General features: G+C 45.8%; 9 protein-coding genes. 4 read left to right on the top strand and 5 right to left on the bottom strand.

The genetic code is table 11. The annotated features are described in order from the left end of the window. Positions 1-137: 137 nt before the first annotated feature. The 3 genes from M1L62_RS07435 to M1L62_RS07425 all read left to right on the top strand — a co-directional run bounded on the left by M1L62_RS07435 (position 138) and on the right by M1L62_RS07425 (position 7228). Positions 138-3359: a DUF1553 domain-containing protein gene (locus tag M1L62_RS07435; RefSeq protein WP_254412400.1), complete on the top strand. Its 3222-nt coding sequence runs from the start codon at positions 138-140 to the stop codon at positions 3357-3359. Positions 3360-3361: 2 nt separating this feature from the next. Continuing rightward, positions 3362-4876, top strand: coding sequence for a DUF1501 domain-containing protein (locus M1L62_RS07430; protein WP_254412399.1), 1515 nt, complete (start codon positions 3362-3364; stop codon positions 4874-4876). Between the two features lie 66 nt (positions 4877-4942). Continuing rightward, positions 4943-7228, top strand: a complete 2286-nt coding sequence (locus M1L62_RS07425; protein WP_254412398.1) for a DUF5703 domain-containing protein — start codon at positions 4943-4945, stop codon at positions 7226-7228. 156 nt (positions 7229-7384) lie between these two features. Here the strand turns inward: M1L62_RS07425 and M1L62_RS07420 are convergent, their stop codons facing one another. From M1L62_RS07420 to M1L62_RS07410, 3 genes are all read right to left on the bottom strand, one after another. After that, entirely contained in the window at positions 7385-7927 is a 543-nt protein-coding gene (locus tag M1L62_RS07420) for a pyridoxamine 5'-phosphate oxidase family protein (protein ID WP_254412397.1), read from the bottom strand. A 118-nt stretch (positions 7928-8045) separates the two neighbouring features. After that, positions 8046-8222: a DUF6496 domain-containing protein gene (locus tag M1L62_RS07415; RefSeq protein WP_254412396.1), complete on the bottom strand. Its 177-nt coding sequence runs from the start codon at positions 8220-8222 to the stop codon at positions 8046-8048. Positions 8223-8341: 119 nt separating this feature from the next. Further along, positions 8342-9106, bottom strand: a complete 765-nt coding sequence (locus M1L62_RS07410) for an SDR family NAD(P)-dependent oxidoreductase (RefSeq protein ID WP_254412395.1) — start codon at positions 9104-9106, stop codon at positions 8342-8344. 359 nt (positions 9107-9465) lie between these two features. Here M1L62_RS07410 and M1L62_RS07405 point away from each other — a divergent pair, with 359 nt between their 5' ends. Beyond that, positions 9466-10038, top strand: coding sequence for a Crp/Fnr family transcriptional regulator (locus M1L62_RS07405; protein ID WP_254412394.1), 573 nt, complete (start codon positions 9466-9468; stop codon positions 10036-10038). A gap of 7 nt (positions 10039-10045) precedes the next feature. On the opposite strand, the gene M1L62_RS07400 is transcribed toward M1L62_RS07405, so the two are convergent. After that, positions 10046-12616, bottom strand: coding sequence for an ABC transporter permease (locus M1L62_RS07400; protein WP_254412393.1), 2571 nt, complete (start codon positions 12614-12616; stop codon positions 10046-10048). Continuing rightward, positions 12613-13296, bottom strand: coding sequence for an ABC transporter ATP-binding protein (locus tag M1L62_RS07395; protein WP_254412392.1), 684 nt, complete (start codon positions 13294-13296; stop codon positions 12613-12615). The genes M1L62_RS07400 and M1L62_RS07395 overlap by 4 nt, the downstream gene beginning before the upstream one ends. Positions 13297-13337: the final 41 nt, after the last annotated feature.

Raw genomic sequence — 13337 nt, 5'->3', positions numbered from 1 at the left:
AACTTCTTTTTGTCAACCTGAGAAACGGAAATTTACCGATAAAAGTCGGATTTGTGAAAGTGTGGGTCAATTTTGTATAATTTTTACAATTTATTAAACTATACATTTGTTGAAGTTTTAATTAGCCCTGAATTCCGATGCGGTTTGATTATGTTTTGCTATTTTTCCTGTCTGCCGTTTTCCTGTTCTCCTGTGGACCTGATCTGCCGGCCGATGTGCAGGTGGCTTATGATGAACTGCCTGATCAACTGGATTATAACCAGCATGTCAAGCCTGTGCTGTCAGATAAGTGTTTTGCCTGTCACGGGCCGGATAAAGCCAAACAAAAAGCGGGATTGCGACTGGACCTGAAACAGGCAGCCTATGCCGAACTTTCCGAAAATCCGGGCAAGGTGGCCATCAACCCGGGAGACCTTGCGGGAAGTGAATTTTTTCACCGCATTATGTCTGCTGACCCGGATTACATGATGCCCACCAAAGAATCACATTTAAGTCTGACGGCCAGGGAAAAGGCAATCCTGATCAAATGGATTGAGGATGGCGCTGAGTATAAACCACATTGGGCATTTGTGAAACCTGAAAAAACGGGATTGCCGGACGTTGAAAATAAAGATTGGGTGAAAAATCCAATCGACCATTTTATTCTCGCGAAACTGGAACAGGAAAAGCTTAAACCGGCCAGGGAAGCTGACAAGGAATTGCTGTTACGAAGAGTTTCGCTGGATTTGACCGGCTTGCCACCTACGCTGGAAGAGACTGATGCTTTCCTGAAAGACAATTCTCCCAATGCGTATGAAAAACAGGTGGACCGACTTTTGAAATCTCCTCATTACGGTGAGAAAATGGCTGTGGACTGGCTGGATCTGGCCCGTTTTGCAGACTCACATGGCTACACGGTGGATCGACTGCGTGATATGTCGCCTTATCGGGATTGGGTGATCAAGGCATTTAATACCAACATGGCGTATGACAAATTTGTGCATTGGCAGCTTGCCGGTGACCTTATGCCAGGGCCGACAAAAGACATGATCATCGCCACGGCTTTCAACCGTAATCACCAGCAGAATATGGAGGGCGGAATTGTTGAGGAAGAATTTCAAACCGAATATGTGATTGACCGTACCAATACCTTTGGAGACGCGATGATGGGAATTTCGGTGGGTTGTGCCAAGTGTCATGACCATAAGTATGACCCCATCTCACAGAAAAATTACTATCAGCTTTTTAGCTTTTTCAATAATATAAAAGAAGCCGGGCAGATTTCCTGGGATGATGCATTGCCGACACCGACACTGATGCTGCCGACAGATCAGCAGGAGAAAATGCTTCGTTTTATTGACACGCAGATTGCTGTGCAGCAGAAAGCGGTCGACAATGCAAAGACAGCTTCGGAGCAGGATTTTCAAAAATGGATTCGTGAAAAAAAATATCAGGAACTCGCAACTGAAAAACTGCCTCAGGCCGGATTGCAGGGTTATTATTCTTTCGATCAGAATTCCTTGAAAAACCGCGCGAATCCCCGGCAAACGGGTATCATGAAAAGGGAGTCGGGACAAGCGGGAGATTTACCTGTATTCATGACGCATGACAATGGACAGGCTATGGCGTTGAATGGCGATGTCTTTTTAGATCTGGATCAGACCGGCGTTTATCGGCGATCAGAACCATTTAGCATCGGTATTTGGGTAAATATTCCAAAAGAGCTTAAAGAGGGTGTTATTTTACATAAATCGCAGGCCGAGCGGCTTTACAATTTCCGGGGTTATCATTTGTATTTAAAAGATGATCAGCTTGAACTTAACATGGCGCATACAGCACCGTCGAATGCAATCACGAAAATATCGAAAAAGGGCATTCCCCGGGCGCAGTGGATCCAGCTCACGATCACCTATGATGGCTCCTCAAAAGCAAACGGGTTCCGGCTGTTTCTGAATGGCTCAGAAATCAGTATGCAGACTACCATGGATCAGCTTACCAAGGATATTCTTTTTAAAACGGATAAACAACCCGGTTTGCAGATCGGAGGCTGGTGGCGCGGGCTTGGTTTTAAAGGGGGTAAGGTCGATGATATTGCTGTCTATAACCGGGTGCTGACGGACTATGAAGTTGGTGTTTTGGCCCGCAAAAATCTTTGGTCAGATATTACTTCCAAAACGCAGAATCTGCTCGCTGATAACGATAGGAAGGTGTTGAGAAATTATTACCAGTCGGCGGTTTCCCCGCGGACAAGAAGTGCGCAAACCGACCTGACGAAAACAAGAACTTTACAGGCCGATTCGGTCGAAAAAATCCATGAGCTGATGGTGATGGAGGAAATGCCAAAACCAAAGAAAACGCATATCCTAAATCGTGGGAACTATGATTCTTTCGGCGAGGAAGTCTTTCCGGATACCCCGGAGTCGATATTGAAGTTTCCGAAAAATCTTCCCAAAAACAGGTATGGTCTTGCTTTGTGGCTCACCAGCAAGGATAACCCGTTGACTGCACGGGTGGCGGTGAACAGGTTCTGGCAGAATTTCTTCGGCACCGGGATTGTCAAAACAACGGAAGATTTTGGAAATCAGGGAGAAATGCCAAGTCATCCGGAATTGCTCGACTGGCTTGCCGTAACTTTTCAGGATTCGAAATGGGATGTGAAAAAACTGAATAAACTGATCGTGATGTCGGCGGCTTACCGGCAGGATTCCAGGGTTTCCAGAGAACTGCGGGACAAGGATCCGGAAAACCGGTGGCTGACACGCGGGCCTTCTAACAGGATGTCAGCCGAAATGATCCGGGACAATGCTTTGATGGCGAGTGGTTTGATCAATAAAAAAATAGGAGGGAAGAGTGTGAAACCCTATCAGCCGGAAGGACTTTGGGAAATAAATAACACCACTTACCAGTCCGATTCCGGGGACGCTGTTTACAGGCGGAGTTTGTATGTTATTGTAAAGAGATCGGTGCCGAATCCGACGCTTTCGACTTTTGATGCAACGTCAAGAAGTTTTTGCGTGGTTAGAAGGCAGAAGACGAACACGCCCTTGCAGGCGCTGGTCACGCTGAACGATCCTACATTTATTGAAGCCATGAAGGTGATGGGTGTTCAGATGGCATCGATTTCTGATCCAAAAAATGCCATTTTTACCGCATACAGAAAGTTGACGGGTAAAAAACCATCAGCCCAAGAGGTTGAACTGCTTTTGGTGATGCAAAAAAAACAATACGAACGATTCAAAAAATCGCCGGGGAAAACGGTAGGCTGGCTTGGAGAAGGCCAGTTTTTGATTGACAAAAAAGCAGACACGGCACTGATTGCAGCAAACGCAGTGGTAGCAAGCACAATCCTGAATTCTGACGCTACCTTAACAAAAAGATAACGATGTCACACCATCACAACGACGAGTTCAGGCTGAATAGTCCTGAGTTCAACCATCTGAACAAAAAGCTTGACAGGAGACGTTTTTTGACCAAGACATCCCTTGGGTTGGGTGCGCTTGCTATGGGCTCATTACTTGGTGCAGAAAAGATTTTTGGCTCGTCGCCCAACGCCTCCCCGGAGAGCGCCGCAAAATTTGAGGAAGACATATTAAAAGCATTGCCGCATATCGCTCCGAAAGCGAAACGGGTGGTTTATTTGTTCATGAGCGGAGGTCCTTCGCAGTTTGAAACTTTTGATTACAAGCCCAAACTGGTAGATCTGGCAGGTCAGAATCTCCCGGATTCGGTGAGGAAGGGACAGCGTTTAACCGGTATGAGCGCCAATCAGAGTGCCTTGCCGATGGTGCCTTCGATCTATAAATTTAACCAGTTTGGAAAAAGCGGAACCTGGGTCAGTGAGCTGATGCCGCATACGGCCAGGGTTGTCGATGATCTTTGCATTATTAAGTCGATCAATTCCGAAGCGATTAACCATGATCCGGCCATAACCTTTTTTCAAACCGGTAATCAGCTTCCTGGGCGGCCTTCGATTGGCTCCTGGGTGAGTTACGGGTTGGGTTCCGACAATCAGAATCTGCCGACTTTCATCGTGCTGGTTTCTAAAAACGGATCAAAGGACCAGCCGCTGTATGCGCGTTTGTGGGGCAATGGTTTTTTGCCGTCAAAACATCAAGGAGTACAGTTTCGCTCGGGAAAGGATCCGGTTTTATTCCTGAATAACCCCGAAGGGTATGATGGTGCCGACCGCAAGGCAATGCTGGAATATTTGTCGAAACTTAACCAGCTGCAAAACGAGGCTTACGGAGACCCCGAAGTGGACGCGCGAATTGCCCAATATGAAATGGCGTACCGTATGCAGACTTCGGTGCCGGAAGTAATGGATACCAAAGATGAGCCCGATGAAGTTTTTGATCTTTATGGCCCTGATAGCCGGGATTCGGGTACCTACGCAGCCAATTGTCTTTTGGCAAGAAAACTTTTGGAAAAGGATGTCAAGTTTGTTCAGCTTTATCATCAGGGCTGGGATAACCATGGCGGGCTGCCTAAAGGAATAGCAAATCAGTGTAAAAATACCGACCAGGCCACGGCAGCACTGATAATTGACCTCAAAAGACGAGGTTTACTGGATGATACGTTGGTAATTTGGGGAGGCGAGTTTGGGAGAACGGTGTATTCGCAGGGCAAACTGACGGCAGACGATTACGGTCGCGACCATCATCCGAGATGTTTTACGATGTGGATGGCCGGCGCCGGTGTGAAGCCGGGCATCAGTTATGGGGAAACAGACGATTTTAGCTATAACATCGTAAAAGATCCCGTTCACGTGCACGATTTTCAGGCGACACTGATGCATCTGATGGGGGTGGATCACGAGCGGCTGACCTATAAATTTCAGGGTCGAAGGTTCCGGCTGACCGATGTGCATGGTAAGGTTGTCAACGATATTTTAACCTGAAAAACTTTTATTACGCTAAAAACAGTCGATTAATATTAATTAATCTGGCAAAGGCTTGATGATCCTATGAAACAACTATTTATACTTTTTTGCTTTTTAATTTATACCCACACACTCTTTGCGCAACCAAAAGAACTTGATAACTACAATGTTGTTTGGACTACACAGAGTAAAAATTCATCTGAATCCATGCCTTGCGGAGGTGGTGATATCGGATTGAATGTGTGGGTGGAAAACGGAGATGTATTATTTTATCTTTCTCGGAGCGGCACTTTTGATGAGAATAACCAGATGCTTAAACTGGGGAGAATGCGGCTGAAATTATCTTCCAATCCATTTGCCGGAACTGATTTTCGCCAGGAGCTGAGGTTGTCCGAAGGTGGCGTGAGAATTACCGGGGGCGGTACAGAGCTCAATCTGTGGGTAGATGTTTTTAGTCCGGTGGTGCATGTGGAGATAAAAAGTAAAAAAGCGGAGAAATTGACTGCCTCCTACGAATCGTGGCGGTATCAGGACCATCTGTTAACGGGCACTGAGTTTCGTGCAAATTCTTATCGTCACAAACAACCATTTGAGGTGAAAACGTTGAAGGATGAGACCGGCTTTCAGGATAATCAAATTGTTTTTTACCATCGTAACAGTGCGGAAAAAGAAAATATTTTTGATTACACGGTGCGCATGGAAGGCATGGGGTCTGTGAAAAACGAAATGTTTGATCCGGTAAAAAACAATACTTTCGGAGGTATGATACGCGGTAGTAATCTGAAAGTTGCCGGGAATGATCAGGGGCGTTATGCGAGTACAGATTTTAAGTCGTGGAAACTGGAAAGTGTTAAAGCTGCCCGGACACATACGCTGGAAATTGGTTTGCATGTAAGTCAGTCTGTCACGCTGGATAACTGGAAAAGCGGTCTGGCATCAATCATGAAGCAGGCCAAAGTGACTGAGAAAACGGCTTTGTCGAGGACCAGGCAATGGTGGAAGGATTTCTGGAACCGCAGTTATATTTTCATTGATGGTCAGGATAGCACCGTTTCCAGAAATTATCAATTGTTCCGGTACCAGCTGGGATGTAATGCCTATGGAAAATGGCCGACCAAATTCAATGGGGGGCTGTTTACTTTTGACCCGGAATACGTTGATAAAAATTACAGCTATTCACCCGATTTCAGGTTATGGGGCGGGGGAGCGATGACGGCGCAAAATCAGCGGCTTGTTTACTTCCCGATGATAAAAGCAGGTGATTTCGACATGCTCAAATCACAGTTTGACTTTTATCTGAACGCACAGCACAACGCGGAGCTAAGGAGCAGAATATACTGGAACCACGGAGGTGCATCCTTTACCGAACAGATCGAAAATTTTGGCCTGCCCAATATTTCAGAATATATCACGAAGAGACCGGCTGGTTATGACGCGGGAATGGAATACAATCCATGGCTGGAATATCTCTGGGAAACCGTTTTTGAATTCTGTCTGATGATGCTTGAAACGGAGCGTTATGAAGGGCGTGACATCAAGCCGTACATTCCCTTTATCGAAAGCTGTCTCACTTTTTATGACGAACACTACCAGCAAATTGCATTAAAACTGGGAACGAAGGCGTTTGATGAAAACGGTCATTATATTTTTTATCCAAGCACCGCAGCGGAAACCTTTAAAATGACCTATAACTCCACGACCGTTATTTCGGCTTTGAAGGTGATTTTAGAACGGATGCTTGCCCTTCCGGATCCATATCTTAGCCAACAGCAAAAAGACCGATGGGCTGTGATGCTGACACGAATCCCGCCGATACCTTTTCAGCAGTTTGACGGAAAAAAGACACTCGCTCCCGCGGTGGCCTGGGCAAGAGTTCAAAATTCGGAAACGCCGCAGCTTTATCCCGTTTTCCCCTGGGGCATTTACGGGGTAGGAAAACCGGACCTGGATGTGGCCGTTAATACTTATAAACTGGATCCGCATGCTGTGAAATTCAGAAGTCATGTTGGCTGGCGGCAGTATAGTATTTTTGCAGCACGGCTCGGTCTCGTGGATGAGGCTGCCGATTTGACCAAAGAAAAATTTAAAGATTCAAGACATCGTTTTCCGACTTTCTGGGGACCGGGTTTCGACTGGACGCCGGATCATAACTGGGGTGGTTCGGCCATGTCGGGTTTGCAGGAAATGATTATGCAGGTGCATGACAAAAAGATTTATCTGCTGCCAGCCTGGCCCAAAAACTGGAATGCAAAATTCAAGCTCCATGCACCTTACAATACGACGGTAGAAGGGATCGTAAAAGACGGTCAGGTATTGAGCTTAAAAGTGATTCCGGAGTCCAGGACTGCGGATGTGGTGTTAGTGAAATAGTGGGTTTGACGGTTGACGATTGACTGATGACGGTTTGACGATTGACAGGTGACTGATGACGATGGTTTTACCGTTGTTTGATTTATCGATCAGGGTCTGAATGGTTGGGAGACCGTTCAGACCCTGATCGATAAATAGCATTTGACGTTTTCGGAACTAAGGGTTAACCAGTTTTCCTTCAATGGAATCGTCCAGCGTTTTGCCCAATATTGCTCCGACGACCGTTTTCGCAAATGCGACAGCATTGCCATGTTTGTTGTCCCAGTAATAACCATTTTGCGGCTCGACCCTGATCGCCGTAATGCGTGGATCATCAATACCTTCCGTAAACCAGGCTTTTAAAAGTGGCTCCCATAATTCTTTGATCACCTGTTTGTCTTTGGTTATGGACGCGGTGCCATAAATGCTCAGAAAATCTGAATAGGCCGAACCCTGAAAAAGCAGGTGAACATTGGAATCAGCGCTTATGTCAGCGTTTTTGTGACTGTCGTCAGCACTTAAAAACCAGAGATTACCCGTTTCGTCGATCTTCTGTACAGACATCGGTCTCACTTTCAAAGGCTCTCCGGTTGTGATCTCCGTGCAGAAAAAACAGGTATTATCTGCATTTTTTACCAGCTCCCTGATTTTTTCTCCGGCTCTCTGTCCGAGAAGATCTTCATGATTTTTCTCGGGTTGTTGTTGATTTATACTGTCCATAATGTTTTGATTTTTAGGTTTTTAGTTTAAATGTGGTTTTTGAAGTATTTCGGATGCTGTTGAAGTTTTATATGCGGGATGTAAGCTGAGACCTTTCAAAACAGGTTCCGGTAGCGGGTCAGTCTTTTTTCTTCGGAACTTTCGCTCCGGCTTTTCGCGCCTCGGATAAACCTATCGCGACAGCTTGTTTTTTAGACGTTACTTTTTTTCCTGAGCCGGTTTTAAGTTTGCCTTCTTTTTGTTCATGAACGGCTTGTTCTACTTTTTCACTGGCCTTTTCTGAATACTTTGCCATTTCATTCAATCGTTTAAAGTTTGAAGATTAGTTTTTACTACCTATTCAGCATTCAAACGTTATGCCTGATTTTCAGATTGATAACTTTGAGTAAAATTGTTTGGCACCAAAAAATACAATTACAGACTCATTCCTCCGTCAACGAATATATTTTGACCCGTAATAAACTTGCCCGCGTCGGAACAAATGAAAAGTGCCATACCGGCGCAGTCTTCGGGTTGACCAATTTCTCCTACAGGTGTTTGCATTCTTTGTAGAATTCTATCATCAGCTTTGGGTACGGGTTCGTCTATCCTGGGGGTGGCAATGACCCCGGGGGCAAGGTTGTTAACGGTAATACCTTTGTCGGCCAGCTGCATAGCAATATTCTGGACGAGATTTAAAACGGCAGATTTTGTTGCCGCATAGGCGATCATTTCCGGGTGAGGTTTGACCTGCTGGACACTGCCAATGGTTAAAATCCTTCCCCATTGCTGTTTTTCCATAGCCGGGGCAAAACTTTGCATCAGAAACAGGGTGGATTTGAAATTAGCCTGGATCTGTTCGTCAAACTCGTCGCTGGTAAGTTTATCCCAGTTTTTTGCAATCTGGACGGATGCGTTGATTACCAAGATATCTACCCGGGTGACCTTTTTAAGCACCTTTTCGTGAAATGATTTTACACCGTTTGGTTTGGAAAAATCTGCCTGAACAATATGGACCTCCGCTTTGAGCTTACTAACCTTCTTCCTGACCTGATCCGCTTTTTGTTTCCCGCTGTTGTAATGTAGCACAATGGACGCCCCAAATTCTGCGAAAGTTAATGCGATGGCTTCACCGATACCCTGGCTCGAACCGGTGATGACGGCAGTTTTGCCTGCGAGACTGAGTTTTTCTGAAATCATATGCTTACAGATTAACCGGCTGATGACCTCAGCCTGGTGCTTAGTGTTGTTGAAAGAACGGGAAGAAATTACGTTCCGATCCGACAGGTATATCATTGCTTTATCGTAAAACAATTGTTCCCTTGGTTTTCGAAATAGTTGCCTGAAAGTTGGATTAATACCTGAATTCGGTGGCTGATTTTGGCCTGAAATAGAGAAAATTAAAATGAGTGTAGAATTTTCTTGCTTTAATTAAAAAACTTAATAAATTTTATAATTAATTGTAAAATAGGATTATTGTGTGTGCGGTCACATTTTTTTAATGGACTTCACGTGTTTTATTAGAATATAAGTTGGATTTTTACTTAAATCTCCGAAAATTGGAAAATCTCTACACTTATATATACCATCATACCGGTCTGCCCGAAAAAAGCTGGCAAGCCCTGATCAAGGTCCTGACAACCCGGCATTACAAAAAAGGCGAAGCACTTTTGAAGTTAGGAGAAGTCTGTACTTCCATTTTTTTTATAAGCAAAGGCTATTGCCGTGCTGTTTATAATCACGAAGGACAGGAGATAAACACCAACTTCTATTTTGAAAACGAACTGGCAACCAATATCCGCAGCCTTAAGCAGGAGCAGGGATCAGAGTATGTGATTCAGGCCGAGGAAGATCTTGAGGCCATTATCTTTGATAAGGACAAGTTGTATGCGCTTTTCAGTAAGTCGGCGGAGATTGACTCCATGGGCAGAACGCTGATGGAAGGCGTTTTGGAAAGGCAGGAAGAGCAGGCTAAATTGTTTAAACTGGACACCGCGCGCGAACGTTACGATTACATGCGCAGTATCCAGCCTCAGGTCATAGAGCGGGTTCCGTTAGAACATATCGCTTCTTATCTTGGTATTAGCCAGGACGCTCTTTTGGGCATCCACAACACCGATCGGGAAAATTAACTTCCGATTATACATCCTGTCTCAACACTTCGAGAGGCGATTTTGAAAGTATTCCCCGGCTATTGATTAATCCGATTATTACCGTCAATCCCGAAACCAGCAGGAACAATACCAGCACTGGTAGTAATTCAGGTTTGAATTCTGTTTCAAAAGTATAGGTAGCAAGCGCCCAGCTGCTGGCGAGTGCCAGAATAATGCCGGTCAGTGAAGCCATTGCACCGAGGAAAAAATATTCAAGTGCTGTAATAACAAAAATCTGCTTTCTGCTAGCGCCCAACGTCCTGAGCAATACACTTTCCTGTAAACGCTGATATTTGCTGATCAGAACGGAGGAAATTAAAACAACAAGGCCCGTCAGGATACTGAATCCCGCCATAAACCGGATCACAAAACCGATTTTATTGAAAAGATCATCAATTACTTTCAGTATCAGCGCGAGGTCAATAATGGAGACGTTAGGGAATCGTTGTACGAGTGCCTGCTGAAACCTGGCCGAAACCTGCGGGGATGGGACATGGGTTAAGATCACATGAAATTGCGGTGCATCTTCCAGAACGCCTTTGGGAAATACCACCAGAAAATTTGTCTGTACCTCAGCCCAGTTAACTTCACGCATACTGCCGATGACGGTTTGCATCATGGCCCCCTGTACGTTGAAAAGCAGGGTATCACCAAGTGAGATGTGGTTTCTTTTGGCAAAACCCTCTTCAATGGAGACGGGGATCAGCACAGACTGGTCCGTGTACGTGCCTGTCCATTTGCCTTGTACCAGTTTTTCAGAAGCAGTCAGGGAATCGCGGAAAGTAACGCGGTACTCCCGACCGAAGATGCGTCTGGACTGCTCTTTGGAGGTATCACTTTTTGCTTCGGCGCCATTCCTGCCGTTAACGGATTCCAGTCGCATATTAACAATCGGTACGGTTTCATTCACGGGCAAACCCTGCTGTTTTGCAAGAGCCATGATGTCATTTTTCTGGCTTGACTGGATATCGAATAAGACAATGTTGGGCTTATTTCCACTGGACGAACGTTTGACGCGGTTTAACAGGATGGTTTGTGTGAAAAACAGCGTACAGATAAACAGCGTACCGAGTCCGATGGAAACAATTAAAATAATGGTCTGGTTATTGGGCCTGAATAAATTAGCCAACCCCTGACGCCACAAATAACTCCATGAGGAAGGGAAAAACCGGCGGACGAGCCACATTAATAACACGGCCATGCCAGTCAGCACGATAAATGATGCCAAAATCCCTCCTGTGAAGGAAAGTGCCTGCATCCAGTTTTTGGTTTGTAGAAATGAGAAGCCGAAAATAAATGCAAGAATCAACACATAAACCAGCCAGGTAACGGGATCCCTTTCAAGTTTTACGTCATCACCGGTATTACGCAGCACATTTAGCGGTGAGATTTTTCTAATGCCCACCAACGGTGGCATGGCAAAGAGGATCGAAATAACAAGCCCTATACCTATGCCCTGACCGATGGCTGGCCAGGAAATTCCGGTTGTCAGCTCAAAGGGAAGAAAATCTTTTACGACAAAAGGTAAAAACTGCTGAATGACACTTCCCAGCGCGGCGCCTAAAATTGAACCGAAGAGGCCAATTCCGGCAATCTGGATCAGATAAATGAGGAAAGCCTGATAACCCTTTACGCCCAGGCAGCGTAATATCGCAATGGAATTAAGCTTTTCACGGATGTAGATGTGAACGGCGCTTGCCACGCCGATACAGCCCAGTAACAGTGCGATAAAACCGACCAGTGCAAGAAACTGTGTGAGGTCTTTGAAAGATCTTCCGGTGTCTTCCTTCTGGCTTTGAACTGTTTTGGAGTCCAGGTCAGCGGCGTCGAGTTTTGGCTCGATGGTTTTTACCAGTTTTTCAACATCGGTTTTAGGTTTAAATCTGATGTAATGACGATACGCTACCCGACTGCCCTTTTGCATTAACCCCGTTTGGTCAAGATATGCCATGGGGATATACACAGACGGCGCGACAGCAGCCGTGATCCCGGTTTGTCCGGGTGCTTTTAACAAAATCCCGGCAATGGCAAAGGTCACTTCCCCGACCTTGATCGAATCTCCTACTTTGGCTTCGTATTGCAGCATCAGTGTTTGGTCAACCACGGCCTGTTTCCCTTTACGGAAAGTTGTGCCGGCATCAGCAGGTATCGTTTCGAGAGACCCGTAAAAGGGGAAATTTCCTTCCAGGGCTTTGACCTGAGCCAGTCGGTTTCCGCCATTTTTGGGGAATAATATCATGGATGCAAAACTTCTTTCTTCGGAACGCTCTGTTCCGAGGGAGGCGATGAGCTGTTTTGCTTTTCCCGTAACCGGCCGGTTGCCGGATATCTGAAGGTCTGCACCGAGTAGTGTGGCTGCCTGGCTGTCGATGTTCTCGCGCAGGTTGTCGCCCAGAGAATAAATGGCGACCAGCGCCGCAATACCCAGTACAATGGATGACACAAAAAGCAGTAGTCGTGAACGGTTCCGACGACTATCCCGCCAGGCCATTTGCAGGAGCCAGGAGAAATTTAAACCTTCTTTGTTATTGTCAAAAGAATTTTCTGATGAGATCATTTGGTATCAGTATCAGAGATGATTTTTCCTCCCTTTATTTTTATGATTCTTTGTGTTTTTGCAGCGAGTTCGAGGTCGTGGGTGACAACAACCAGCGTTGTACCCGCTTCTTTGTTAAGATCAAAAAGAAGTTTGACTACTTTTTCGCTCGTTTCTGCATCGAGATTACCCGTAGGTTCATCGGCGAACAGAATCTGGGGTTTATTGGAAAACGCACGTGCAAGAGAAACACGCTGCTGTTCGCCACCGCTAAGCTGGGTAGGGTAGTGATGCCCACGGTCGGCCAGCCCGACTTTATCAAGCAGGTCCAACGCGCGCGGACGGATATTTTTTTCGCCGCGAAGTTCCAGAGGGACCATCACGTTTTCCAAGGCAGTAAGTGTAGGCATCAGCTGAAAATTCTGAAAAATGAAGCCGACGTATTTGTTACGTACCGATGCCAGCTGATCCTCGCTGAGTCCGTCCAGACGGGTTTCATGCAATTCAACCAGCCCTGACGTGGATCTGTCCAGGCCTGCGCACAAACCAAGCAGTGTCGTTTTGCCGCTACCCGACGGCCCTACAATCGACATGGTGGAGCCGGCTTCCACGGTAAAACTGATCTTGTCAAGTACAGTTAATGCGCGATCTCCGCTTTGGTATATTTTACTAACTTCCTGAAGATTAAGTATCGTATTCATTTAACTTTTTCGTTGTAAAGGTTCCTGGGTTTATCCTTTTG

Source organism: Dyadobacter diqingensis (genome assembly GCF_024220585.1).
Lineage (GTDB): Bacteria > Bacteroidota > Bacteroidia > Cytophagales > Spirosomataceae > Dyadobacter > Dyadobacter diqingensis.
The sequence above is the reverse complement of the archived record's forward strand: the minus strand, read 5'-3'. Positions and strand labels throughout refer to the sequence as shown.